This window comes from Streptomyces sp. GL_140, from assembly GCF_057834465.1.
In genome coordinates this window covers 139845-165242 of the sequence record NZ_JBYQMJ010000003.1, presented here as the reverse complement: position 1 = coordinate 165242, position 25398 = coordinate 139845, and the positions used below count along the sequence as shown (strand labels likewise).

Here is a 25398-nt window from a genome sequence, read left to right as displayed (position 1 = left end):
TCAGCTCCAGAGGTTCTTGCGCTGTTCGCGCAGTTCCTTGAAGGAGTCGAGGTCCGGGACGGTCCAGCCGTCGAGGTCGTACTCCTCCAGGGCCTTCTCGGCGAAGCCGCGGTAGCCGTCGAGCTGGCCGCTGGCGGACTGTGCGTGGAAGATGTCGGTGCGGACCTGCTCGTGGTTGCCGGAGTAGTTGCGCTCGTAGAGCTCGTGGCGGCCGCCGAACTCGGTGCCGACCGCGTCCCAGAGCATCTTCATCAGCTTGACCCGGCTGACGGAGTCGTAGCCGTTGGAGCCGCGGACGTACTTGTCGAGGTAGGGGCGGATCTCGGGGTTGGCGAAGTCCTCGGCGCTGGAGTTGACGTAGATCAGGCCGCTGGCCACGTCCTGCTGGATGATCTCCTTGATGCGCGGGTAGCCGATGGTCATGAACCAGCGGTAGGCCATGCCGTAGTCGAGCCGCGGCAGCAGGGCGCCGTTCTTCCACTCCTGCGGGTTGCGGGCCGCCGCGTCGCTCAGCGCCCAGAACATGTTCCGCCAGGCCAGGACCTCGCCGACGCGGGCCTGGATGCCGCGGAAGTCCTTGGAGCCGGTCATGTCCACGGCCTTGAGGAGGAGGCCCGCTATGAAGTCGATCTTCACGGCGAGGCGGATGGCCCCGTGGAAGGTGAGCCGCTCCAGGAAGCCGGACTGGGGGGCGAAGCCGTTGACCTTGTCGACGTCCCCGTAGAGGAAGACGTTCTCCCAGGGGATGAGGACCTTGTCCATCACGAAGATGGTGTCGTTCTCGTCGAGTCGGCTGGAGAGCGGGTAGTCGAAGGGGCTGCCCATGACCGAGGCGGCCGCCGCGTAGGACGGGCGGCAGATCAGCTTCAGGCCGGGCGAGCCCATCGGGATGGTCGCGACGAGCGCGAACTTCTTGTCGCGCAGGGGCAGCCCGTAGTGCGAGATGAAGTTGTAGTTGGTGATGGCCGAGCCGGTGGCGACCACCTTCGCGCCGGAGACGATCAGACCGGCGTCCGTCTCCTTCTCCACGTGCACGAAGACGTCCTGGACCTCCTCCGTCGGCAGGTGGCGGTCGACCGGCGGGTGGATGATCGCGTGGTTCCAGAAGAGGACCTTCTCCTGGGACTCCTTGTACCAGCGGCGCGCGTTGTCCTGGAAGGGCGCGTAGTACTCGCTGTTGGCGCCCAGGGTGCCGAGGAAGGCGGCCTTGTAGTCGGGGCTGCGGCCCATCCAGCCGTAGGTCATCCTGGCCCACTCGGCGATGGCCTCGCGGTCCTCGACCATGTCCTGGACGGTGTGCGGGGTCCGGAAGAACTTGTGGGTGAAGCCATTGCTGCCGGTGTCCGTGCGGGTGGTCAGGACGTCCTGCTTCGCCGGGTCGTGCAGCGCGTTGTACAGCCGTGCGGTCATCAGCGCCGAATTGCGGAAGGCGGGGTGGGCGGTGACGTCCTTGACGCGTTCGCCGTAGAGGTAGATCTCCCGGTCGTCGCGCAGGCTCTCCAGGTACTCGTCGCCGGTCATGGGCCGGGTCACGGGGGCCTCGGGAGCGCCGGTCGGGGCCGCGATCGGGGCCGCTTCGCCGTTCGTGAGCGTCATGTGGTTCGTCCTTGTCCGGTCAATGAGCCTGTGAGTGATGGGTGGTCGTCCTCGCGGATGCCGAAGGCCGCCGTCCAGCCGTGGGCGGGCCCGTCGAGCGACCCGGTCCAGGCGGCGCCCTCGGACGGCCGGCGGAAGTCGCCGAGCACCCCGGAGTGGAAGACCAGGGGCGGACCGCCGGGAGCGTCGAAGGAGACGACCTCCCCGATGTGGAGCACGTGGTCCCCGCCGTCGTACGAGGCCCAGGGCGCGCAGGAGAAGTGGGCGACGGCGCCCTCGATGCGCGGCGCCGCCGAGTTCTCGCCCCAGCTGAGGTCCGGCGCCGCGGCCCGGTCGCCGCGGCCCGCGAACAGCCAGGCCAGGTCCTGCTGGTGGGCCGCGAGGACGTTGATGCCGAAGGGGGCGCCGAAGAGCCGCTCGCAGGTGCGGCTGCGGCGGTCCAGCGACACCAGGACCAGCGGCGGATCGAGCGAGACCGAGGTGAAGGAGGAGACGGTGGCGCCGTAGACGGCGTCGTCCTGCGCGGTGGTGACCACGGTGACGCCCGAGGCGAACTGGCCCAGGCAGTCCCTCAGCGCGCGCTGCTCAAGGCTCACGGGGTTCTCCTCGAAGAACTCGACCGATACGGACGCAAGAACCGGGAAACAATATTCCGCCGCATTTGATAGAACGGACGGACCGGCGATATGGGCGAGGGCGAATCACCGCCGCCACGCGGGCATTGTTCCAGTAGTCGCTGAAGAATCGGTACAGGGATATAGAGCCACTTCAGGACGCTTGACGAATTTCCGTTCCCGCTCTAGCTTTCTGCTGTTTCCTGCACGTCGTCGCAGGTAGATCAGGGTGCGTGAACAAAGCCGCACCGAATCCACTGTCGCCCGTACTGACCCAGGGGTCCCCATATGCGAATCCAGGTAGAAGTCAACGAGGCTCTTCAGGACTACGTGGCCGCCATTTCGCTGCGCGAGCCCGATGTACTGCGGGACCTCCGGGTGAAGACCTCGGAGCTGCCCCTCTCGCTCATGCAGATCTCCCCCGAGCAGGGACAGTTCATCTCGCTGCTCGTGAAGGCGACCGGGGCGAAGCGCGCCCTGGAGGTCGGCGTGTTCACCGGGTACAGCCTGCTCGCCACCGCGCTGGCGCTGCCCGAGGACGGCAGCGTCGTCGCGCTGGACATCAGCGAGGAGTGGACCGACATCGCACGGGAGTTCGCCGGGCGGGCCGGGGTCTCCGAGAAGATCGACCTGCGCATCGGCGACGCACGCGAGTCCCTCGACGCGCTGCTCGGCGAGGAGGGCGCGGCCGGCTCCTTCGACTTCGTCTTCATCGACGCCGACAAGGAGAACTACTGGGCCTACTACGAGGCCGCCCTGACCCTGCTGCGCCCCGGCGGCCTGGTCGTGGTGGACAACGTGCTGTGGCACGGCGCCGTCCTCGACGAGACGAAGCAGGACTCCGAGACCACCGCACTGCGCGCGTTCAACGCCAAGGTGCGCGACGACGAGCGCGTGGAGCTGAGCGTCCTGCCGTTCGCCGACGGCCTCACCTTCGCCCTCAAGCGCTGAGCCCCCGGGGCACCGGGCCCTCGGGGCCCGCGGGCCCCCGCACCGTCCACCAGCCTCGGGCCCCAGGCCTCCGAGGTCCGAGCACTCGAGAAGGTATGACCATGGCGCAGTACCCAGCCGGGATGCACAGACGACGCTTCCTCATCGGAGCGGCCGCCGCGGGCGGAGCCGCGGCCCTCGGCATGGAGGGGACGGCCTTCGCGGACGATCCCATCACCCCGGTGGAGACCTCGGCGAAGACGACCTCGATCGGGGCGATCACCGTCACCCCGGCCGACCAGCAGTACCCGGACATGGTCCGGGCGCTGAACGCCCGGTACATAGCCGGACCGGAGTCCGTCCGGGTCGTCGACGCCCCCGCCCAGGTGGCCCCGATCGTCACCGAGGCGGTGAAGGCCGGCAAGCGGCTCACCATCCGCAGCGGTGGCCACTGCCTGGAGGACTTCGTCTACAACTCCGAGACCCAGATCGTGCTCGACGTCTCGAAGATGAACGGCGTCTACTACCACTCCGGGACGAACGCGATCGCCGTCGAGTCCGGGGCCACCCTGCTGGACGTGTTCGAGAAGCTGTACTCCGCCTGGGGCGTGACCATACCCGGGGGCATCTGCTACTCCGTCGGCATGGGCGGGCACGTCGCCGGCGGCGGCTGGGGCATGCTCGTACGCCGCAACGGGCTGGTCGTCGACCACCTGTACGCCGTCGAGGTGGTCACCGTGACCGCCGACGGCAGCGTGAAAACCATCGTGGCCACCCGCGAGACCAGCGACCCCCACCGCGAGCTGTGGTGGGCGCACACCGGTGGCGGCGGCGGCAACTTCGGCGTGGTCACGCGCTACTTCTTCCGCTCCCCCGGGGCCACCGGCACCGACCCGCGCCAGTTGCTGCCCAAGCCCCCGGCGGAAGTGCTCTTCAGCGCCGTCTCCTGGGCGTGGAGCGACCTCACCAAGGACGAGTTCGTCCAGCTCACACAGAACTACGCGTCCTGGCACGTGGCCAACTTCGGCGCGAACAGCCCGACCCGCTTCCTGACCAGCTTCCTGCTGCTCAACCACAGGTCCAACGGCCAGATCGGCCTGGTCACCCAGGTCGACGCGAACGCGCCGAACGCGCAGCAGATGCTGGACGACTACCTCGCCTACATGAGCCAGGGCATCAACGTGGCCCAGGGCGCCCTGACCGAGCCGATGGGCGAGATGTCGGCCCTGCCGCACTTCGCCTCCCCCCGCCGGTTGCCGTGGCTCCAGGCCACCCGCTTCGCCGGCACCACGAACCCGCTGCTCAACGACCCGACGCTGCGCGCCGAGTACAAGTCGGCGTACATGAAGGCCAACTTCCCCCGGGCCCACGCCGAGACCATGTACAAGCACCTCACCAGCACGGCCATCGACAACCCGAAGGTCAACATCCAGCTGACCCCCTACGGCGGCCGGGTCACCGCGCTCGGCGACACCGACACCGCCGTGTCGCACCGGGGCTCCGCCTTCAAGATCCTCTGGTCCGTGCTGTGGAACGACGCCTCCGAGGACGCCAAGCACATCGCCTGGACCCGGGAGAGCTACGAGGAGACGTACGCCGAGACGGGCGGCGTGCCCGTACCCAACTCCGTCACGGACGGGTGCTACATCAACTACCCGGACGCCGACCTGAACGACCCGCAGCGCAACCGGTCCGCGGTGCCGTGGCACGACCTCTACTACAAGGGCAACTACCCGCGGCTCCAGCAGGCGAAGAAGAAGTACGACCCGAAGAACTTCTTCCGCCACAGCCAGTCCGTACGGCTTCCCAGCGCCTGATGCGCCTGCCCCTGGCCACCCCGCGGGCCGGGTCCGGATCCTCCGGGCCCGGCCCGCGGCGCGTGCCGGCGCCGCTGCCCGCGCCTCCCGAGAACGAGCGCAATTCTCTGGGCGCCGCGCGCCGCCGCGATCTCTAGCGTGGCTCGCGTCAAGGCGTGAACGGCGGAGGGGTTTGGCGATGGTGCAGGACACCGGCGGTTTGGGACGGCGCAAGTTCCTGGCGGGAAGCGCGGCGGCGGGAGGTGCCGCACTGCTCACGGGAACCGTCGCGGCCGGATCCGCGGCGGCGGCCGAGGACGCCGGTTCGGCGGCGGGGCCCATCACGACGGTCACCCCGGCCGACAAGCGGTACACGGACCTCGTACGGGGCTGGAACCAGCGCTGGGTCGGCTCGCCCGACGCGGTCTACCTGGCCGAGACCACCGCGCAGGTGCAGCAGGTGGTGCAGAAGGCGGTGACGGCCGGCAAGCGGCTCACCGTCCGCGGCGGCGGCCACTGCTGGGAGGACTGGGTCTTCAACCCGGACGTCCGCGTGGTCCTCGACATGTCCAGGATGAACAAGGTCTACTACGACCCCGCCCGCAACGCCATCGCCGTGGAGTCCGGCGCCCAGCTGCTCAACGTCTACGAGCGGATGTACCGGACCTGGGGCGTGATCATCCCGGCCGGCATGTGCTTCCAGGTCGGCGCGGGCGGCCACGTCAGCGGCGGCGGCTGGGGCCTGCTCTGCCGCAAGTTCGGGCTGGTCGTCGACCACCTGTACGCCGTGGAGGTCGTGACGGTCGATGCCGACGGCACCGCCCGGGTGCGCGTGGCCACCCGCGAGGCCGACGACCCGAACCGCGAGCTGTGGTGGGCCCACACCGGTGGCGGCGGCGGCAACTTCGGCGTCATCACCCGTTTCTGGTTCCGCTCCCCGGGTGCCACGGGCACCGACCCGTCCGGCCTGCTCCCGCAGCCGCCGGCCGAGGTGCTGCTCAGCGCCGTTTCCTGGCCGTGGGCCGAGATGACCAAGGACCGCTTCGCGCGGCTGGTCAAGAACTACGGGGACTGGCACACCAGGAACCTCAAGCCGGGCGGTGTGAACGACAACCTGGTCACCATGCTGGCGCTGAACCACAAGTCCAACGGGTACATCGGCCTCATCACCCAGCTGGACGCGACCATCCCCGACGCGGACGGGGTACTGAACCGGTTCCTCGCGGAGATCACCGCGGGCCTGGACGTGCCCCACCAGCCGCTGACCACCCACATGGGCGAGCTGTCGGCCATGCCGGAGCTGGCCAAGCCGCGGCGGATGCCCTGGCTGCAGGCCGCCCGGTACCTCGGGACGACCAACCCGACGCTGAACGACCCCAGCCTCAAGGGCGACTTCAAGTCCTCGTACTACCGCACGGCCATGCCGGACTCGCACATCGACGCCTTCTACACCCACCTCACCCGCGAGGACCTGGTCAACCCCACCGCCTCGGTGCTGCTCAGCTCCTTCGGCGGGAAGGTCAACGCGGTCGCCTCCGGCGACACAGCGGCCCCGCACCGCGACGCCACGTACAAGGCTGCCTGGATGATCTGGTGGACCGATCCGGCGGACGAGCCCAAGTCCCTCCAGTGGATCCGCGAGTTCTTCCACGGCGTCTACGCGGACACCGGCGGCGTCCCGGTCATCAACGCGGTGACGGACGGCTGCTACGTCAACTACCCGGACATCGACCTGCACGACCCGGCCTACAACACCTCGGGCGTGCCCTGGTCCACCCTGTACTACAAGGGGAACTACCCGCGGCTCCAGCAGGTCAAGAAGAAGTACGACCCGCGCAACGTCTTCCACCACAGCCAGTCCGTGGAACTGCCGAAGGCCTGAGACCCCCACCCGCGGAAGCCGCCGGGCGCACCGAAGGCCGGAGCAAAATCCGGTGGTGCGTCCGGTGGCCCCGCCGGGCCAGCCTGAGGGGACAACACGGCTCACCGGATGGCCGGTCGAGCGTTCCCCTCTGGAGGAGACATGGCTGTCCACCCGGGCGAGGTCTACTACAACCCGCGGTGCCGGGAGAAGATCGTCATACGGACTCCCGCGGCGCACACCGGCGGCGAGCGCGCGGTCATGGACCTCTACGTGGAGCCGGGCGGCTTCGCCGCCGGCTACCACGTGCACCCGTTCAGCGAGGAGATCTTCACCCTGGTCCGCGGCAGTCTGCGGGTGCACGTCGACGGGCGCGACATCATCCTCGACGAGCTCGGGCAGACCGTCACGGTCCCGGCCGGCACGGAGCACCGCTGGTTCGGCAACACTGAGGAGGAGACCTCCTTCGCGGTGGTCGAGCTGGTCAACCGGGCCGACCGCTTCGAGCAGCTGATCCTGCGCCAGCTCTTCGGTCTCGCCCAGGACGGCAAGACCGACGCCGAGGGCCGGCCGAGCCTGCTCCAGCACGCGGTGACGATGCGCGAGTTCTCCGACGTACTGCGGTTCACGGACCGTCCCTGGCCCGTCCAGCGCCTGGTGAACGGCGCCCTGGCGCCGCTGGCCCGGATGCTCGGCTACCAGGCCTGCAACCCCGACTACATGAACCGGCGCCCGCTGGAGGTGGCCGAGCCGGAGGAGCTGCCCGACGTGGTCGCCGCCCGGCTGGGCGCGCCGAGCGGGCGCGGCTGACCCGCCCCGGGGGTCCCGCGCGGGCCGCACCGCCCGCGCGGGACCCCGTACGCACGAAGGACCCCGGTGGCCTGACGGCCGCCGGGGTCCTTTTCGCTCGGTGAGCGAGTCCTGGGTGGGGAGTGTGTGCGAAAGGGCGGATCAGAAGGTCTTGACGAAGCCGGCGTCGACGGCGAAGTCGGCGCCCGTGGTGCTGGCAGAGCGCGGCGAGGCCAGCAGCAGGATCGCGTCCGCGACCTCCTGCGGGGCGACGAGGCGGCCGGTGACCTGGCCCATCATCTGCGGGGCGATGGACTCCATGATGCTGTCTCGGTCGGCGCCCGCCATGCCGGCGATGATGTCGGCCGCGCCGCCCTCCTCGGTCCACCAGGCGGTCAGGACCGCGCCCGGGGAGACCGTGTTGACGCGGATGCCCTGGCCGCCGAACTCCTCGGACAGCGACTGGGTGAGGTTCGACAGACCGGCCTTGGCCGCCGAGTACTCGACGTTGACGGGGGCGGGCTGACGGGCCATGCCGGTGGAGACGTTGATGATGGAGCCGCCGCCGCGCTCGAGGAGCTTGGGGATGGCGGCGCGGATCGCGCGGACCGCCGAGTACAGGTTGAACTCGAAGATCGCCTGCCACTGCTCGTCGCTGCTGTCGAAGAAGCCGGTGCGCGGCATGGAGACGCCGGGCGGGGGGCCGCCCGCGTTGTTGACGAGGATGTCGAGGCCGCCGAAGTGCTCGACGGCGCGCTCGATGATCTGCGCGGGGGCCTGCGGGTCCATCAGGTCCGCGGAGACGTGCAGCAGGTCGGGACCCGCGAGCTGCTCCAGCTCGGGGGTGTTCTTGCGGGAAACCGCCACGACCTTCGCGCCCTCTTCGAGCAGCGAGCGGGTGACGGCCAGGCCGATGCCCTTCGAGGCACCGGTGACCACTGCGACGCGGCCGGAAAGCTGGAGATCCATGGTTTTCCTTCTCTGTGTATCGGGGCCCGCACCCAGGAGGGAGGGGGAGGCTCTGTCGTGCGCTCTCACCCTTTGAACACCGGTGGTTTCCATCGGGTTGCACGGGTGGCACGGCACCGGTCGCGCGGGCTCCCCGGTGCAACCGGGGACCGGGCGGCGGGGTTCTGACCCACACATCCCTCCCCCGCTTCCCAGGAGCCCCCATGCCCTCGACCGAGCAGCTCGTTCCGCGCAGGTCGGTGGTGATCCTGGTGTCCCTCGCCCCTCTGCTGGCGAACGCCGACGCCGGACTCGTCGTCCTGGCCCTGCCCGACATCCGGCACGGCCTCGGCATGAGCCTGACCGGCGCCCACTGGGTGACCAACCTGTACGTCCTGCTGATCGGCGGTCTCCAGCTGCTGGGCGGCCGGCTGTGCGACCGGGCCGGGTCCCGGCGGCTCTTCCTCGTCTCGCTGGCCGCCTTCGCGGCCGCCTCCGCGGTGTGCGGGGCGGCGCCCAACGGGCCGGTGCTGCTGCTGGCCCGTGCCGGTCAGGCGGTGGCCGCCGCCGCGATGGTGCCGGCGGCCATGTGCATCCTGCTGACCTCGGTCGCGGGCGCGCCGGAGCGGCGCCGGGCGCTGGCCCTGTGGGCGGCGTGCGGGGGCGTCGGCTCGGTGGCGGGGGTGATGGTGGGCGGGCTGGTGGTCAGCCAGCTCGGGTGGCGCTGGGCCTTCCTGCTCAACGTGCCCGTCGCGCTCGCCGCGCTGGTCGCCGCCCGCCGTCTCTGTCCCCCCGACGAGGCGCGCCCGCGAAGCTGTCCGCCCGACGTCCCGGGGGCGCTGAGCCTCGTGGGCGCACTGCTGTCCCTGGTCTACGCACTGGTGGGCACCGCGGACCAGGGGCTGGGGGCCGGCACCTGGGGGATGTTCGCCCTCTCGGGACTGCTGACCGCGCTGTTCCTGCGCAGGCAGGCACGGGCCGCCGAACCGCTGCTGCCGGCCGTGCTGCTGCGGGACCGCTCGCTGGCCGCGGGCGCGCTGGGCATCGTGTTCGTCGCGGCGGCCACCGGCCCCGTGGTGTTCCTGGGCAGCGTGTACATGCAGGAGGTGCACGGGTACGACGCCTGGAGGGCGGGCTGCGCGCTGCTGCCGGTGGTGGGCGGGGTGATCCTGGTCGGGCGGCTGTGCAGCCGTCTGCTGGGCCGTTTCGGCCCCCGGATCCCCTGTCTGACCGGCTGCGCCCTGAGCGGGGCGGGCCTGTTGCTGCTGACGCAGGTCTCGCACTCGTCCTCGTACGTGACGGGGCTGCTGCCGGGGCTGACCCTGGTCGGCGCGGGGCTGCCGTTCCTCTGGATGGCCTGCGAGACGGCCGCCGTGGCCGGGGTGAGCCGGTGCGCGGTGGGGGCGGCCGCCGGTGTGGTGCAGTGCGCCGGGCAGATAGGCGCCGCCCTCGGGCTCGCGCTCGCCGTGAGCGCCTACGGCGCGGCCGGTCGCACGGGCTCCGGTCCGGTGGATCCGGTCGCGCTGACCTCGGGGGTGGCACGGGCGTTCTGGGTGTGCGCCGCCCTGATGGCGTGCGCCGCGCTCACGGCCCGGTTCGGGCTGGGCCCCGTACGGCGGGAGACGGCCGTGGCCGCCACCGCCGTACCCGGCGACTACGCGCCCAGCAGCACCGGCCTGGCCTCCGACCAGCCGCCCGTCCCGGTGCGCGGCTGAGCGACGGCCCGGCGGGGCCTCGGCACCACGGCGTCCAGCGACAGCCGCAGCTCGCCCTCGGTGGGCGGTTCCAGCCGGGGGTGGCCGCACAGGATGTCGGTGATGAGCCGGTGGATGCCCCGGCCCGGGGAGGTGCCGAGCTCCTCGCGCAGGGTGCGGCGCAGCCGGTGGAACGCGGCCAGTGCGTCGGCCTGTCGGCCCGAGCGGTACAGGGCCAGCATCAGCTGGCCGGTGAGCTGCTCGTTGGCGGGGTCCTGGTGGACCAGGGCGCAGAGCTCGGCGAGGAGCTGGTGGTGGCGGCCCAGCCGCAGCTCGGCGCGGAACCGCAGGACCATGGCCTCCAGCCGGTCCCGTTCCATGGCCGCGAGGGCGGCCCGCAGCAGCGGGCCGGCCGGTGCGTCGACGGGGCCCTGGCCGCTCCACAGGGCGTGGGCGGTGCGGATCTGGCGGGCGCCCGCCTCCAGGTTGCCCGCGTCGAGGGCGGCCCGGCCGGCGCGGACCTGGCGCTCGTAGGCGTGCAGGTCGAGTTCGCCGTCCTGGACGTGGAGCACGTAGCCCTGGTCGCGGGTGACGAGCCGGCAGGCGCCCGTGTCGGTCGCGGGGCCGGGGCCCTGGAGGATCCGGCGCAGCTGCATGACGTAGGTGTGGACGGCGGCGACCGCGCTGGGCGGGGGGCTGTACTCCCAGAGCTCTTCGACGAACTGGGCCATCGACACCACGTGGTTGGCGTTCATCAGGAGGAGGGCCAGCATCTGACGGTGCTTGGGCGCGCTGGGTGTTCTGTCCTCCACGTTTTCAGTGACGCACATGGGCCCGAGTACAGAGAAACGCATTACCCCTCCACGGATATTCACCCGGCCAGGAACCCTTCGACCGTAGCGATAATCCGCCACCGGGCGGCGAACTCGGGAACCACTTTGGCAACTTGGAAATCGGGTACGGGGGCCCACTCATTCCGGAGAATCGGAATACGAGGCTCCGCCCGTGATCGCGAAGTGGAGGGAAAGGGAACTCCCGGTCAATGCCCGGTGACGCGCGCCAGCAGCTCGGCCGGGTCCCGCGGCGGCCGGTTGCCCCGCCAGGCCACGTGCTGGTCCGGCCGTACGAGGACCAGGTCGCGCCCGTAGAGCTCGCGCGCGGCGGGGTCCTGGACCCGGACCACGGTGAGCGGGACGCCGACGGCGCGGGCCGCCGCCTCGAAGCCGGAGGTGTCCTGGTGCAGCACGCACAGGCTCAGCAGGGTGAAGCCTGCGCCGAACCGGTCGAAGAGGGAGTCGCCCTCGCCCCGGCCGTCGCCCAGCCACAGGTGCGGGGCGCGCCCGCCCGGGACCCCGGAAGGGGTGTACGAGGTGAAGTCGTCGGGCGGCGGGACGTCCCCGGCCGCGTCCACGATCGGTGACGCGTCGTAACGGGCGCCCAGCTGGACTCCGGTGGTGGCCAGGGTGAGCAGCCCGTACTCGGCGAGCCGCGCGCCCGTCTTCTCCCGGGCCGCGGCCCCTTCGGCGGTGTCCGCCTCCAGTGCCTCCGGCCGGTCGATGGCCCCGAGGCCCACGTTCAGTTCGCGCGCGGCGGCCGTGTTGCGCAGGGCCACGGGGCGGCGCTCCGACTCGTAGGAGGGCAGCAGCCTGGGCCCCGCCCAGCCCTGGACCGCGGCGGCCAGCTTCCAGGCGAGGTTGGCGGCGTCGTCGACCCCGGTGTTCATGCCGAAGCCGCCGTTGGGCGTGAACAGGTGCGCGGCGTCCCCGGCCAGCCAGGTCCGGCCCGCCCCGAAGCGCTCGGCGACCAGGGCGGCGCCGGGGGTCCAGGCGCGGCGGCTGAGGACCTCCACCTCCAGCGGGACCCCCGCGGCCTGCCTGACCAGGGCCGCGATCGCCTCGTCGTCCGTGTCGTCGGGGTCGGCGGAACTGGTCAGCAGGAAGTACTCGTCGGCGCCGTCGAGGGCGATCAGGTTGAGGGCCAGATCGCGGTTGAAGACCCAGTTGCTCCAGCCGGCCCGCTCGCGCAGGAACCCCTCGCGCAGCCCCGGGACGCGCAGGTGCGCGGCCGTGGCTCGGCGGCCCAGGACGTCCTGGTCGAGGGTGCCCTCACCGGTGTACGCGATGCCCAGCGAGCGCCGTACGAGGCTGTGGCCGCCGTCGCAGCCGACCGCGAAGGCGGCCCGCCAGGTGCGGGAGACACCGTCCGGGCCCTGCTCGGTGAGGGTGACGTGGCCGGCTTCCGCGGGGGTCCCGACGGACTCGGCGGACCCGCCGGCCTCGGTGGTCCCCGCGGATTCGGCGATCCCGGTGACCCGGTGTCCGTAGCGCAGGGTGATGTTCGGCCGGGTCCGGGCCCGGTCCCACAGCAGCCGCTCGACGTACATCTGGTTGGCCCGGTGCATCGGTTCGGGCAGCTGGTCGGTCCGCTCCGAGGCCGCCACCCCGGCGCGGACGGCGTCGGCGCCGGGCCAGGGGAGGTCGGCGAGCAGGTGGCCGTCGTAGCGGGTGAAGAAGGAGATCCCGGCGCTGTGATCGCCGGGCAGACCGAGCGACCGCACCCGGGAGGCGAGGCCGAGCCGCCGGTAGTGCTCCATCGTGCGGGCTCCGTGCGTGCTGCCCCGGGGCTCGGACGGGACCGATTCCCCGGTGTTGAAGACGACCGACTCCACTCCGTGGCGGTCGAGGAAGAGCGCGAGGAGCAGTCCCACAGGACCGCCCCCCACGATGGCGACCTGCGTACGCGCGGGACGGTCCATCGAACCGGCCTCCAGCCTGAGTCACTTCGAATAGGGGACGCGCCGCATCCTCGCAAACCCTTCTGAAGGATTAATGGAAGGCCTGTTGGGGAATTACGCGGATTTCCTCTCCAGAGGATCTTTAGATGCCACCTGGACACTCGGTGCCGGACCGGGCCCGACTTCCCGAAGCCCTCAGCGGAGTGTGAGGTATTCCATGTTTCTTTTTGGCACGCACCGATCCGTTGTGCAACGCCTGCGCCTCACCGCGGACCGCGAACTCGGCGCGGGAAACTTCTTCTGGCACGCCTGGGAGATATCCCGTGACCGGGACCGGCCGCTGCTGTTCCACCCGGACACGGAGCTGCTGGGCTGGGAGGACCGGGAGCTGCGCGGGCTGTCCCTCAACGACATCCGCCGCACCGTCGTCCGGTACGCGCACTGGTACCGCGAGCAGGGCGTGACCCCCTCCTCCCACGTCGGCCTGTACACCCGCCACGGGCTCTTCGGCCTGCTGCACCACATCGCCGTCACCAGCCTGGGCGCGGCGGCGGTCCACTGCAATCCGCGGATGGAACCCCGCACCGCGTCCGAGTACTTCCTGCGCACCGGAACCACCCTCGTCGTGGGCGACGGCGATCTGCTCAAGGACCTCACCTCGGCCTGGCAGGCGGCCCGCGCGAACGCCCCCGAACTCCAGGACATCCACGCCCTCGACGCGGACGCCGTGCGACCGCCCGCGCCGCCGGCCTCGTACCCCTACCGGCACGCCGCCGACGACCTGGTGATGATCTCCCACTCCTCGGGGACCACGGGCCGGCCCAAGGCCCCGGTCTTCCACCACCGGTCCTTCTTCATCGGCAAGCGCGAACGGCTGTGGACCTTCCCCTCGTTGCGCAGCGACCGGTTGCTCACGGCGCTGCCGCACAGCCACTCGGCCGGCATCAGCTACCTGTCCATGGCCCTGCTGCTCGGCATCCCCACCCTCGTGCTGGACGGCGCCGACGGCGACCGGGTGGCCCGCGCGATCAACGGGTTCCGGCCCACGATCGTGCTGGGGTTCCCGCTCACCCTCGCCGAGATCGACCCCACCGCCATCCGTCCGGAGGCCGCACGGAGCGTTCGCACCTGGAACGGCATGGGCGACGCCTCCCACGAACGGCACATCCGGCCGCTCGTGGCCCTCGGCGACAGCGGTACGGGGTCCGGTACGGGGTCCGGTGCGGGGACCGGCGACGCCGAGGGCTCCGTCTACCTCGACGGGCTCGGCTCCTCCGAGATGGGCATGGTCCTCTTCAAGGCCGCCCACACCGCCCGGAGCACGCACTACGGACGGTTCATCGGCACCCCGGCGAAGGTGGTCCGCAAGGCCGCCGTGCTCGGCGCGGACGGCCGCGAACTGCCGCCCGGGCAGGCCGGAATGCTCGGCGTCCGCACCCCCAGCGTCACCCCCGGCTACTGGGACGACCCGGCGCTGAACAAGGAGTCGCTGCTCAGCGGCTACTTCCTCACCGGCGACATCGTCCGCAGGGACACCGAGGGCAACTGGTACCACCTGGACCGCACCCCCGACGTCATCAAGGCGGCGGCCGGGGACGTCCACAGCCTGCCCCTCGAAGAGGTCGTGCTGAACTCCACCCGGGCCCTGGACACGGCGGTGGTGGCGGTGGCCGACCCGCAGCTGCCCGGCTCGTACTGCCCGGCCGCGGTCGTCTACTACGCCGACGGGGTCGAGCGCAGCGCAGCCGACCTGCTGTCCGTGTGCAACACGGCCCTGGAGGGCGCCGGCCTGGCCCGGCTCAACGCCCTGATCCTCGTCTCCGCGCGCGAGGACCTCCCGGTCGGGGTTACCGGAAAGGTCCTCAAGCGCGTCCTGCGCGAGCGCCACCACGACGTACTGAGCGGACCGGCGGGCAGGACCGTCGCCAAGGCCTCGGCCTCGGGCCCCTCCTCCGGAGAACGGCCGGGCGAGCGCCAGGCCGTGCGGTCCGCGGGCCCGGCGGCCGACCCTTCCGCCGGCCCGGCCGCGCGCCCGTCCGCCGCCTGATCCCTCGTCAGCCAGCTGACCGACAAAGGACCGATCATGCCCGACCAGAAAGCAGTCCGCCGGGTCGTCGACATCATCACCGGAACGTGGCAGGCACAGGCCCTCTACGCGGCGGTCGCCTTCGGCCTCGCCGACCACGTGGCGGCCGGGAACGTCACCGACGAGGCCCTGGCCGCCCGTACGCAGGCCAGCGCCGACGGCATCCGCCGCCTGATGCGCCTGCTGACCGCGATGGACGTCTTCGAGCTGACCCCCGGCGACCGGCCCGGCGAGGACACCGGCGGCTACCGGCTGACCCCCGCCGGGGAGCTGCTGCGCGCGGACTCGCCCCAGTCCATGCGGGACATGATCCGCATCTACGGCGAGGAGTTCCACCGGGCCTGGGGCGCGGTCGAACCGGCCGTGCGGACCGGCACCTCGGGATTCCAGCACGCCTTCGGCAAGACCCTGCACGAGTACCTGCGCGACCCGCAGGCCGGTGCGAAGTTCCAGCGGGCGATGAACGCGGGGAACGTCTTCTTCCCCGACGTGCTCGACGCCTTCGACTTCACGGGCTGCCGCCTGGTCGTCGACGTGGCGGGCGGCAGCGGCATGTTGCTCGGCACCGTCCTGCGGGCCCACCCGCACCTGCGCGGCATCCTCTTCGACCAGCCGCACATGGTGCCCGTGGCCCGGACGCACCTCGACGAGGCCATCGGCCCGGACCGCTACGAGGCCCGCGCGGGCGACCTCTTCGAGGGCGTGCCCGCGGGCGCGGACGTCTACCTGCTCTCCCGGGTCCTCCAGGACTGGGACGACCAGCGGTGCACGGCCCTGCTGTCCCACATCCGCGCCGCCCTGCCCGAGTCGGGCCGGCTGCTGATCCTCGAACGGGTCGTTCCCGACGACGGGGAGACGCTGCTGCCGCTCCTGTACGACCTGCACCTGCTGATGGCCGCGGGCGGTCGCGAGCGCGACCTCGCCGGGTACCGCACCGTCCTCGGCGCGGCCGGGCTGCGCCTGGAGTCCGTACACGCCCTCTCCCTTGAGACCAGCCTGCTGGTCGCGGCCGTCGCGTGAGTACGCGCGTCCCCGCCCCGCCCACCACCACCCGTATCGGAGGAGCCGGATGAGCCGCGGGGAACTCACGGTCTGCATAGTCGGTGCCGGGCCCCGCGGCCTGTCGGTGCTGGAGCGGATCTGCGCCAACGAGCGCAAATCCCCCTCCCGTTCCACACTGACGGTCCACGTGGTCGACCCCTTCCGGGCCGGCCCGGGCCGGGTCTGGCGCACCGCGCAGTCGCGGCAGCTGCTCATGAACACCGTGGCCTCGCAGGTCACGGTCTACACCGACGACAGCGTGGAGATGAACGGACCCGTCGAGGACGGACCGAGCCTCTACGAGTGGTCCTCGGCGCTCGCCCGGACCGGGAGCTCGGGCTACGGAAGTTCCGACTTCGGGAGCACCGACTCCGGGAGCATCGGCTCCGAGAGCACCGCCTTCCTCGCCGAGGCGCGCCGGCTGGGCCCCGACTCGTACCCCAGCCGCGCCCTCTACGGCCGCTACCTGGAGGAGACCTTCGACCGCGTGGTCCGGGGCGCGCCCGGGCACGTCACCATCCACGTGCACCGGACCCGGGCCACCTCCCTCGACGACGGCCCGCCCGGTGGCGCACCCGGCCGGCCCCAGACCCTGCGGCTGGCCGACGGGACCGTGCTCACCGGGCTCGACGCGGTGGTGCTCGCCCTGGGCCACGTACCGGCCGAGCCCACGGCGGAGGAGGCACGGACCTCCGAGGAGGCCCGGTCCCTGGGGCTGACGCACGTGCTGCCGGCCAATCCGGCCGACGTGGAGCTGCGGTACCCCGTCCCGGGAGAGCCCGTGCTGCTGCGCGGGCTGGGGCTCAACTTCTTCGACCACATGGCCCTGCTCACCGTCGGCCGCGGCGGCCGTTTCGAACGGACCGGGTCCACCGGGGACCGCCTGCGCTACCTCCCCTCGGGGCGCGAGCCGAAGCTGTACGCGGGTTCCCGGCGCGGGATCCCGTACCACGCGCGCGGCGAGAACGAGAAGGGCGCCCACGGGCGTTACCTGCCCCGGCTGCTCACCCCGGAGCTGATCGCGGAGCTGGCGGGCCGGGCCGTGGACGGCGAGCGGGTGCACTTCGGCACCGACGTGTGGCCGCTGATCGCCAAGGAGGTGGAGAGCGTCTACTACGGGACGCTGCTGACCGCCGCCGGCCGGGACGCCGAGCGCGCCGCCCTCGTCGACCGCTACCTGGCCGTCCCGGCGGGCGAGGACGAGCACAAGCTCCTGGACGAGTACGGCATCGCCGCGGCCGACCGCTGGGACTGGGAGGAGATCTCCCTGCCCTACGGGCGGCGGGTGTTCACCGACCGGGACGACTTCCACGGCTGGCTGCTGGACCACCTGGCCTCGGACGTGCGCGAGGCCCGCGCCGGCAACGTCAGCGGCCCGCTGAAATCGGCCCTGGACGTCCTGCGCGACCTGCGCAACGAGATCAGGCTGGTGGTGGACCACGGCCGGCTGGAGGGCAACTCCTACCGGGACGAATTGCAGGGCTGGTACACCCCGCTCAACGCGTTCCTCTCGATCGGCCCGCCCGCCTCGCGCATCGAGGAGCTCATCGCCCTGGTGGAAGCCGGGGTCGTCTCCCTCGTCGGTCCGGGCATGCGGGTGCGGATCGCCGCCGAGCGCGGGCAAACCCCCGAGTTCCAGGCCACCTCCGACCGGGTGGGCGGGGAGCCGGTGCGCGCCCGCGTCCTGATCGAGGCCCGGCTTCCGGAGCCGGACGTACGGCGCACCGCGGATCCGCTGCTGGCGCACCTGCTGACGACCGGGCAGATCACCCCGTACCGCATCGCCGGTACCTGCGGGTCGAGTTACGAGACGGGCGGGCTCTCCGTCACCGAGCGCCCGTACCGGGTGCTCGACTCGGGCGGGCGCGCCCATCCGCGCCGGTTCGCCTACGGGGTGCCCACCGAAGCCGTGCACTGGGTGACGGCCGCGGGCATCAGGCCGGGGGTCAACTCGGTGACCCTGGGCGACTCCGACGCGATCGCGCGGGCGGTGCTGGAACTGCTCCCGGCCGCGGGGCCGGACCGCGGCGAGGCCGACGACAGGTTCGACGAGATCGACCTCGACGGGGCCGACTTCTCGGAGGTGGCGATATGACGGCCGCACCGGCTTCCGCACCCGGGCCCGGAGCCGCACCCGGAGCCGACACCGGTCTGCTCTCCCCCGTCCGCGCGGGCACCCCCGTCGAAGCGGCCGTAGCCGACGGGGCCTGGCTCCAGGCCATGCTCGACGCGGAGGCGGCCCTGGCCCGCGCCCAGGCGGCTCTGGGCACACTGCCCGACTCCGCGGCCAAGGCCATCACGGCGGCCGCCGACGCCGCGGCCTTCGACGTCCGGGCCCTGGCGCTCGCCTCCCGGGAAACGGCGAACCCCGTGGTGGGGCTCGTACGGGAACTCGGGCTGCGGGTGGCGCGCAGCGACCCGGCGGCCGCCGAGTACGTGCACCGCGGTTCCACCAGCCAGGACATCTTCGACACCGGAGCCATGCTGGTCGCCCGGCGGGCCCTGCGCCTGATCCGGGCCGACCTGCGCCGGTCGGCCGAGGCCCTAACCGCGCTGGCCGCGCTCCACCGCGACACCGCCATGGCGGGGCGCACCCTGGCCCTGCACGCCGTGCCCACCACCTTCGGGCTCAAGGCCGCCGGTTGGCGCGAGCTGGTGCTCCAGGCCGACCGGCGGCTGGCCTCGCTGGAGGACACCCTGCCGGTCTCGCTCGGCGGGGCCGCCGGAACGCTGGCCGGGTACGTGGAGTACGCGGCCCTGGCCGGCGCCGACCCCGACACCTACCCCGACCGGCTGATCGACGCCTTCGCCGAAGAGACCGGGCTGGCACGCCCCGTCCTGCCCTGGCACGCCCTGCGCAGCCCCCTCGCCGACCTCGCCGCGGCCCTCGCATTCACCACCGGAGCCCTCGGCAAGATCGCGGTCGACGTCCAGGCGCTGACCCGCACCGAGGTCGGGGAGGTCACCGAGCCCGCCGCGGCCGGGCGCGGCGGCTCCTCCGCCATGCCGCACAAGCGCAACCCGGTGCTCAGCACCCTGATCCGCTCCGCAGCCCTCCAGGTCCCGGCCCTCGCGGGCGCGCTGACCCAGTGCCTGGTCACCGAGGACGAACGCTCCGCCGGGGTCTGGCACGCCGAATGGGCCCTGCTCCGCGAGTGCCTTCGGCTGGCCGGCGGCGCCGCGCACACCGCCGTGGAACTCTCCGAAGGGCTGGTCGTCGCCCCGGACCGGATGCGGGACAACCTCGGGCTCACCGGCAGCCAGGTCGTCTCCGAGCGGGTCGCGGTGGTGCTGGCCCCGCTGCTGGGCCGGACCCGGGCCAAGGAGCTGCTCACCGAGGCCTCGCTGACCGCCGACCGGGAGGGCAGCCCGCTGTACTCCGTACTCGCCGCCCTCCCGGAGGTCCGTGCCCACCTCGGCGACGCGGAACTGGCCGCGCTGCTCGATCCCGCCGCCTACACCGGAGCCGCCGGGCTCCTCGTCGACCGGGCCCTGCGCCCGGACTCCGGCCCGCACGCCGGCCCACACCCCCGTCCGCACGCCCGCACCCTTCCCCAGGAGTGACATGTCCCGCCGTCTGTTCACCTCCGAGTCAGTGACCGAAGGTCACCCCGACAAGATCGCCGACCAGATCAGCGACACGATCCTGGACGCACTCCTCGCCTCCGACCCGACCTCGCGCGTGGCCGTGGAAACCCTCATCACCACCGGCCTCGTGCACATCGCGGGCGAGGTGACGACGAAGGCCTACGTGCCCATCGCGCAGCTCGTGCGCCAGAAGATCCTGGAGATCGGCTACGACTCCTCGGTCAAGGGCTTCGACGGTGCCTCGTGCGGTGTGTCGGTGTCGATCGGGGCGCAGTCCCCGGACATCGCGCAGGGCGTGGACACCGCGTACGAGAGCCGGGTCGAAGGCGACGAGGACGAACTCGACAAGCAGGGCGCGGGCGACCAGGGCCTGATGTTCGGCTACGCGTGCGACGAGACCCCCGAGCTGATGCCGCTCCCGATCCACCTCGCGCACCGGCTCTCCCGCCGCCTCTCGGAGGTCCGCAAGGACGGGACGATCCCGTACCTTCGCCCCGACGGGAAGACCCAGGTCACCATCGAGTACGACGGCGACAAGCCGGTCCGCCTCGACACCGTGGTCGTCTCCACCCAGCACGCCACCGACGTCAGCCTGGACGGACTGCTCATCCCCGACGTCAGGCGCAGCGTCGTCGAACACGTACTGGCGCACCTCGCCGCCGAGGGCATCAAGCTGGAGACCGAGGGCTACCGGCTGCTGGTGAACCCGACCGGGCGCTTCGAGATCGGTGGCCCGATGGGTGACGCGGGCCTGACCGGCCGCAAGATCATCATCGACACGTACGGCGGCATGGCCCGTCACGGTGGCGGCGCCTTCTCGGGCAAGGACCCGTCCAAGGTCGACCGTTCCGCCGCGTACGCCATGCGCTGGGTCGCCAAGAACGTCGTCGCCGCCGGGCTCGCCTCGCGCTGCGAGGTCCAGGTCGCCTACGCGATCGGCAAGGCCGAACCCGTAGGCCTCTTCGTGGAGACCTTCGGCACGCACACCGTGCCCACCGACGTCATCGAGGACGCGATCGGCGAGGTCTTCGACCTCCGCCCGGCCGCCATCATCCGCGACCTCGACCTGCTGCGCCCGATCTACGCCCAGACCGCCGCCTACGGCCACTTCGGCCGCGAACTCCCCGACTTCACCTGGGAACGCACCGACCGCGCCGCACGGCTGCGCGTGGCCGCGGGCCTGTAGCCCCGGCCACCGCATCCCCACCCCCACTCGCGCCCCGCGACCGCCGAAGGCCCCAAGGAGAAATCCGTGCGCATCGCCGTCACTGGCTCCATCGCCGTCGACCACCTGATGGTCTACCCAGGGCGATTCGCCGACCAGCTGATCCCGGGCCAACTGGACCGGGTGTCGCTGTCGTTCCTCGCCGACGAACTGGAGATCCGGCGCGGTGGCGTCGGCGCCAACATCGCCTTGGGCCTCGGCCGGCTCGGCGTACGGCCGCTGCTGGCCGGGGCCGTGGGCGCGGACTTCGCGGAGTACCGCGAGTGGCTGCACGCACACGGCGTGGACACCACCCTGGTCCTGGTCAGCGCGACCCTCCACACGGCACGGTTCGTGTGCACCACGGACTCCGACCAGAACCAGATCGCCACGTTCTACGCCGGAGCGATGTCCGCGGCCAGGGAGATCTCCCTGGTCCCCGCGACGGCGGACCGCCCGCTGGACCTCGTGGTCGTCGCCCCCAACGACCCCGCCGCGATGCTCCGGCACACCGGGGAGTGCCGCGCGCTGGGCATCCCCTTCGCCGCCGACCCGTCCCAGCAACTCGCCCGTCTCACGGGCGAGGAGGCCCGGCGGCTCGTGGACGGGGCCCGGTTCCTGTTCACCAACGAGTACGAGGCCGCCCTGCTCCAGCAGCTCACCGGCTGGAGCGAGGAGGAGGTCCTCGGCCGGGTCGGCAGCTGGATCACCACCCTGGGCCCGGAGGGCGCGCGGATCGCGCGCTCCGGCGAGGCCCCGCAGCTGATCCCCTCCGTCCCGGCCACGTCCATCGCCGACCCGACCGGGGCCGGCGACGCCTTCCGCTCGGGGTTCCTGGCGGGCGTCTCCTGGGGGTGGACCCCCGAACGGTCCGCGCAACTGGGCTGCGCGATCGCCACGGTCGTCCTGGAATCGGTGGGCACCCAGGAGTACAAACTCTCCGCGACGGACCTCACCCAACGCATCGAGAACGCCTACGGCCCCGACGCGGCCCGAGACGTGGAGCGGCAGCTCCAGGGGTCCACGACATGAGCACCGCCCGGATCGAAGCACTGCGGCAGGCACTGGCGACACGGGTGGTGGTCGCGGACGGCGCGATGGGAACCATGCTCCAGGCGCAGGATCCGTCGATGGAGGACTTCCAGCAGCTGGAGGGCTGCAACGAGATCCTCAACGTCACCCGTCCCGACATCGTGGCCAATGTGCACCGCGAGTACTTCGGGGCCGGGGTCGACTGCGTCGAGACGAATACCTTCGGCACCAATTACGCGGCGCTGGCGGAATACGAGATCGCGGAGCGGAATTACGAGCTCTCGCAGGCCGGCGCCCGGATCGCCCGCGAGGTCGCGGACGAGTTCACTGCTTCCACGGGGCAGCAGCGCTGGGTCCTGGGTTCGATGGGTCCGGGTACGAAGCTGCCGACGCTCGGCCACATCGGCTACGGGACCATCCGCGACGCCTATCAGACGAATGCGGAGGGCCTGCTGTCCGGCGGCGCGGACGCACTCCTGGTGGAGACCACGCAGGATCTGCTCCAGACGAAGTCCGCGATCGTGGGTGCCCGGCGGGCGATGGAGGCCCTCGGTGTCTCGGTTCCGTTGATCTGTTCGGTGACGGTGGAGACGACCGGCACGATGCTGCTGGGTTCGGAGATCGGTGCGGCGCTGACGGCGCTGGAGCCGCTGGGCATCGACATGATCGGTCTGAACTGCGCGACCGGCCCGGCCGAGATGAGCGAGCACCTGCGCTACCTGGCGCGCAACTCGCGCATCCCGCTGTCCTGCATGCCCAACGCCGGCCTGCCGGTCCTGGGCAAGAACGGCGCCCACTACCCCCTGACGGCGTCCGAACTGGCGGACGCCCAGGAGACCTTCGTCCGCGAGTACGGCCTCTCGCTGGTCGGCGGCTGCTGCGGCACCACGCCGGAGCACCTGCGCCAGGTCGTGGAGCGGGTGCGGGGAACGGCCACCACCGAACGCTCGCCTCAGCCGGAGCCGGGTGCGTCCTCGCTGTATCAGACGGTGCCGTTCCGGCAGGACATCTCGTACATGGCGATCGGTGAGCGGACGAACGCGAACGGGTCGAAGAAGTTCCGTGACGCGATGCTGGAGGCGCGCTGGGACGACTGTGTGGAGATGGTCCGTGACCAGATCCGCGAGGGTGCGCACATGCTCGACCTGTGCGTGGACTACGTCGGCCGTGACGGTGTCGCGGACATGCAGGAGCTCGCCGGGCGTTTCGCGACCGCGTCCACCCTGCCGATCGTTCTCGACTCCACCGAGGTTCCCGTTCTCCAGGCGGGTCTGGAGAAGATCGGTGGCCGTGCGGTCATCAACTCGGTGAACTACGAGGACGGTGACGGCCCGGAGTCCCGCTTCGCGAAGGTCACGACCCTGGCCCGGGAGCACGGTGCGGCGCTGATCGCGCTGACCATCGACGAGGAGGGCCAGGCCCGGTCGGTTGAACACAAGGTCGCCATCGCCGAGCGGCTGATCGAGGACCTGACGGGCAATTGGGGGATCCGGGAGTCGGACATCCTCATCGACACGCTCACGTTCACGATCTGCACGGGTCAGGAGGAGTCCCGCAAGGACGGCATCGCGACGATCGAGTCGATCCGCGAGCTCAAGCGCCGCCACCCGGACGTCCAGACGACGCTGGGTCTGTCGAACATCTCCTTCGGTCTGAACCCCGCCGCCCGTGTGCTGCTGAACTCGGTCTTCCTCGACGAGTGCGTCAAGGCGGGTCTGGACTCGGCGATCGTGCACGCCTCGAAGATCCTGCCGATCGCGCGCTTCGACGACGAGCAGGTCGGCACCGCCCTCGACCTGATCTACGACCGCCGCAGCGAAGGCTACGACCCGCTGCAAAAGCTCATGGCCCTCTTCGAGGGCGTCAACACCAAGTCGATGCAGGCCGGCCGCGCCGAGGAGCTGCTCGCGCTCCCGCTGGACGAGCGTTTGCAGCGCCGCATCATCGACGGCGAGAAGAACGGCCTCGAGACGGACCTCGACGAGGCCCTCGCCACACGCCCTGCCCTGGCGATCGTCAACGACACCCTGCTGGAGGGGATGAAGGTCGTCGGCGAGCTCTTCGGCTCCGGCCAGATGCAGCTCCCCTTCGTCCTCCAGTCGGCGGAGGTCATGAAGAACGCCGTGGCGTACCTCGAGCCGCACATGGAGAAGTCGGACGCGGACGGGAAGGGCACGATCGTGCTGGCCACGGTCCGTGGCGACGTGCACGACATCGGCAAGAACCTCGTCGACATCATCCTGACGAACAACGGCTACAACGTGGTCAACATCGGCATCAAGCAGCCGGTCTCCGCGATCCTCGAAGCCGCGCAGGAGCACAAGGCCGATGTGATCGGGATGTCGGGTCTCCTGGTGAAGTCCACGGTGATCATGAAGGAGAACCTGGAGGAGCTCAACCAGCGCAAGCTGGCGGCCGACTACCCGGTCATCCTCGGCGGCGCCGCCCTCACCCGCGCCTACGTCGAACAGGACCTCCACGAAATCTACGAGGGCGAAGTCCGCTACGCCCGCGACGCCTTCGAGGGCCTGCGCCTCATGGACGCCCTGATGGGCGTGAAACGCGGCGTCCCCGGCGTCGAACTCCCGCCCCTCAAGCAGCGGCGCGTGGCCAAGCGGGCCGCTCCCGTCCTCGAAATCGAAGAGGCCGAGGAGCCCGGCGGGCGCTCCGACACCGCCATAGACAACCCCATCCCCACGCCCCCGTTCTGGGGCACCCGGGTCGTCAAGGGCATCCCGCTCAAGGACTACGCGTCCTGGCTGGACGAGGGCGCCCTGTTCAAGGGCCAGTGGGGTCTCAAGCAGGCCCGCGCCGGCGGAGCCACGTACGAGGAGCTCGTCGAGTCCGAGGGCCGGCCGCGTCTGCGCGGACTCCTCGACAAGCTGCACACCGAGAACCTCCTCGAGGCCGCCGTCGTCTACGGCTACTTCCCCTGCGTCTCCAAGGGCGAGGACCTGATCATCCTCGACGAGACGGGCAACGAGCGGACCCGTTTCACCTTCCCGCGTCAGCGCCGGGGCCGTCGTCTGTGCCTGGCGGACTTCTTCCGCCCGGAGGAGTCCGGCGAGATCGACGTGGTCGGTCTGCAGGTGGTCACCGTCGGATCGAAGATCGGCGAGGCCACGGCCAAGCTCTTCGCGTCCGACTCCTACCGCGACTACCTCGAACTCCACGGCCTGTCCGTCCAGCTCGCCGAGGCCATGGCCGAGTACTGGCACGCCCGCGTCCGCGCGGAACTCGGATTCGGCGGCGAGGACCCCGCCCAGGTCGAGGACATGTTCGACCTCAAATACCGGGGCGCCCGCTTCTCCCTCGGCTACGGCGCCTGCCCCGACCTCGAGGACCGGGCGAAGATCGCCGACCTCCTCCAGCCCGAACGCATCGGCGTCCACCTCTCCGAGGAATTCCAGCTCCACCCCGAGCAGTCCACCGACGCCATCGTGATCCACCACCCCGAAGCCAAGTACTTCAACGCACGTTAAACG

At 71.4% G+C, this 25398-nt stretch carries 17 protein-coding genes; 12 read left to right on the top strand and 5 right to left on the bottom strand.

The window, feature by feature from the left end:
• Together AC3IYJ_RS42040 and AC3IYJ_RS42035 are read right to left on the bottom strand one after the other, a co-directional pair.
• Positions 1 to 1596, bottom strand: a complete 1596-nt coding sequence (locus AC3IYJ_RS42040) for a 4-hydroxyphenylacetate 3-hydroxylase family protein (protein ID WP_489403485.1) — start codon at positions 1594 to 1596, stop codon at positions 1 to 3.
• On the bottom strand, positions 1593 to 2192 hold the full coding sequence (locus AC3IYJ_RS42035; RefSeq protein ID WP_489403484.1) for a flavin reductase family protein: 600 nt from the start codon (positions 2190 to 2192) through the stop codon (positions 1593 to 1595). The genes AC3IYJ_RS42040 and AC3IYJ_RS42035 overlap by 4 nt, the downstream gene beginning before the upstream one ends.
• A 306-nt stretch (positions 2193 to 2498) precedes the next feature.
• Here AC3IYJ_RS42035 and AC3IYJ_RS42030 point away from each other — a divergent pair, with 306 nt between their 5' ends.
• From AC3IYJ_RS42030 to AC3IYJ_RS42015, 4 genes are all read left to right on the top strand, one after another.
• Positions 2499 to 3161 (top strand): class I SAM-dependent methyltransferase, encoded by a 663-nt coding sequence (locus AC3IYJ_RS42030; RefSeq protein WP_489403483.1) that lies wholly within the window; start codon positions 2499 to 2501, stop codon positions 3159 to 3161.
• A 101-nt stretch (positions 3162 to 3262) separates the two neighbouring features.
• A complete protein-coding gene (locus AC3IYJ_RS42025) occupies positions 3263 to 4957 on the top strand; it encodes an FAD-binding oxidoreductase (protein WP_489403482.1) in 1695 nt (564 codons plus the stop codon).
• A gap of 178 nt (positions 4958 to 5135) precedes the next feature.
• Entirely contained in the window at positions 5136 to 6818 is a 1683-nt protein-coding gene (locus AC3IYJ_RS42020; protein ID WP_489403481.1) for an FAD-binding oxidoreductase, read from the top strand.
• Positions 6819 to 6959: 141 nt separating this feature from the next.
• The gene (locus AC3IYJ_RS42015) at positions 6960 to 7607 is read left to right on the top strand and encodes a cupin domain-containing protein (protein WP_489403480.1); all 648 of its coding nucleotides are present in this window, start codon (positions 6960 to 6962) and stop codon (positions 7605 to 7607) included.
• 141 nt (positions 7608 to 7748) lie between these two features.
• On the opposite strand, the gene AC3IYJ_RS42010 is transcribed toward AC3IYJ_RS42015, so the two are convergent.
• On the bottom strand, positions 7749 to 8555 hold the full coding sequence (locus AC3IYJ_RS42010) for an SDR family NAD(P)-dependent oxidoreductase (RefSeq protein WP_489403479.1): 807 nt from the start codon (positions 8553 to 8555) through the stop codon (positions 7749 to 7751).
• Positions 8556 to 8758: 203 nt separating this feature from the next.
• On the opposite strand from AC3IYJ_RS42010, the gene AC3IYJ_RS42005 reads away from it, so the two are divergent.
• Complete coding sequence (locus tag AC3IYJ_RS42005) at positions 8759 to 10249, top strand: MFS transporter (RefSeq protein WP_489403478.1); 1491 nt, start codon at positions 8759 to 8761, stop codon at positions 10247 to 10249.
• Here the strand turns inward: AC3IYJ_RS42005 and AC3IYJ_RS42000 are convergent.
• Together AC3IYJ_RS42000 and AC3IYJ_RS41995 are read right to left on the bottom strand one after the other, a co-directional pair.
• Entirely contained in the window at positions 10189 to 11058 is an 870-nt protein-coding gene (locus AC3IYJ_RS42000) for an AfsR/SARP family transcriptional regulator (protein ID WP_489403477.1), read from the bottom strand. The genes AC3IYJ_RS42005 and AC3IYJ_RS42000 overlap by 61 nt on opposite strands.
• Before the next feature lie 209 nt (positions 11059 to 11267).
• Complete coding sequence (locus tag AC3IYJ_RS41995) at positions 11268 to 12983, bottom strand: FAD-dependent monooxygenase (protein ID WP_489403476.1); 1716 nt, start codon at positions 12981 to 12983, stop codon at positions 11268 to 11270.
• A gap of 226 nt (positions 12984 to 13209) precedes the next feature.
• On the opposite strand from AC3IYJ_RS41995, the gene AC3IYJ_RS41990 reads away from it, so the two are divergent.
• The 7 genes from AC3IYJ_RS41990 to metH all read left to right on the top strand — a co-directional run bounded on the left by AC3IYJ_RS41990 (position 13210) and on the right by metH (position 25395).
• Positions 13210 to 15009 carry a class I adenylate-forming enzyme family protein gene (locus AC3IYJ_RS41990; protein ID WP_489403475.1) on the top strand — a complete coding sequence of 600 codons (1800 nt, stop codon included), beginning with the start codon at positions 13210 to 13212 and terminating at the stop codon, positions 15007 to 15009.
• Between the two features lie 36 nt (positions 15010 to 15045).
• Positions 15046 to 16068: a methyltransferase gene (locus tag AC3IYJ_RS41985; RefSeq protein ID WP_489403474.1), complete on the top strand. Its 1023-nt coding sequence runs from the start codon at positions 15046 to 15048 to the stop codon at positions 16066 to 16068.
• A gap of 49 nt (positions 16069 to 16117) precedes the next feature.
• Positions 16118 to 18184, top strand: coding sequence for an FAD/NAD(P)-binding protein (locus AC3IYJ_RS41980; protein ID WP_489403473.1), 2067 nt, complete (start codon positions 16118 to 16120; stop codon positions 18182 to 18184).
• Positions 18181 to 19653: a nitrosuccinate lyase gene (locus tag AC3IYJ_RS41975; protein WP_489403472.1), complete on the top strand. Its 1473-nt coding sequence runs from the start codon at positions 18181 to 18183 to the stop codon at positions 19651 to 19653. The genes AC3IYJ_RS41980 and AC3IYJ_RS41975 overlap by 4 nt, the downstream gene beginning before the upstream one ends.
• Position 19654: 1 nt before the next feature.
• Positions 19655 to 20863, top strand: a complete 1209-nt coding sequence (gene metK, locus AC3IYJ_RS41970; RefSeq protein ID WP_489403471.1) for a methionine adenosyltransferase — start codon at positions 19655 to 19657, stop codon at positions 20861 to 20863.
• A gap of 66 nt (positions 20864 to 20929) precedes the next feature.
• Entirely contained in the window at positions 20930 to 21913 is a 984-nt protein-coding gene (locus AC3IYJ_RS41965; RefSeq protein ID WP_489403470.1) for a carbohydrate kinase family protein, read from the top strand.
• Entirely contained in the window at positions 21910 to 25395 is a 3486-nt protein-coding gene (metH, locus tag AC3IYJ_RS41960; RefSeq protein WP_489403469.1) for a methionine synthase, read from the top strand. The genes AC3IYJ_RS41965 and metH overlap by 4 nt, the downstream gene beginning before the upstream one ends.
• Positions 25396 to 25398: the final 3 nt, after the last annotated feature.

Bases quoted from the DNA above. Each gene is read 5' to 3' on its own strand.
- AC3IYJ_RS42040 (WP_489403485.1), bottom strand. From the start codon at position 1,596: ATGACGCTCACGAACGGCGAAGCGGCCCCGATCGCGGCCCCGACCGGC.
- AC3IYJ_RS42030 (WP_489403483.1), top strand. From the start codon at position 2,499: ATGCGAATCCAGGTAGAAGTCAACGAGGCTCTTCAGGACTACGTGGCC.
- AC3IYJ_RS42025 (WP_489403482.1), top strand. From the start codon at position 3,263: ATGGCGCAGTACCCAGCCGGGATGCACAGACGACGCTTCCTCATCGGA.
- AC3IYJ_RS42020 (WP_489403481.1), top strand. From the start codon at position 5,136: ATGGTGCAGGACACCGGCGGTTTGGGACGGCGCAAGTTCCTGGCGGGA.
- AC3IYJ_RS42015 (WP_489403480.1), top strand. From the start codon at position 6,960: ATGGCTGTCCACCCGGGCGAGGTCTACTACAACCCGCGGTGCCGGGAG.
- AC3IYJ_RS42010 (WP_489403479.1), bottom strand. From the start codon at position 8,555: ATGGATCTCCAGCTTTCCGGCCGCGTCGCAGTGGTCACCGGTGCCTCG.
- AC3IYJ_RS42005 (WP_489403478.1), top strand. From the start codon at position 8,759: ATGCCCTCGACCGAGCAGCTCGTTCCGCGCAGGTCGGTGGTGATCCTG.
- AC3IYJ_RS42000 (WP_489403477.1), bottom strand. From the start codon at position 11,058: ATGTGCGTCACTGAAAACGTGGAGGACAGAACACCCAGCGCGCCCAAG.
- AC3IYJ_RS41995 (WP_489403476.1), bottom strand. From the start codon at position 12,983: ATGGACCGTCCCGCGCGTACGCAGGTCGCCATCGTGGGGGGCGGTCCT.
- AC3IYJ_RS41985 (WP_489403474.1), top strand. From the start codon at position 15,046: ATGCCCGACCAGAAAGCAGTCCGCCGGGTCGTCGACATCATCACCGGA.
- AC3IYJ_RS41980 (WP_489403473.1), top strand. From the start codon at position 16,118: ATGAGCCGCGGGGAACTCACGGTCTGCATAGTCGGTGCCGGGCCCCGC.
- AC3IYJ_RS41975 (WP_489403472.1), top strand. From the start codon at position 18,181: ATGACGGCCGCACCGGCTTCCGCACCCGGGCCCGGAGCCGCACCCGGA.
- metK (WP_489403471.1), top strand. From the start codon at position 19,655: ATGTCCCGCCGTCTGTTCACCTCCGAGTCAGTGACCGAAGGTCACCCC.
- metH (WP_489403469.1), top strand. From the start codon at position 21,910: ATGAGCACCGCCCGGATCGAAGCACTGCGGCAGGCACTGGCGACACGG.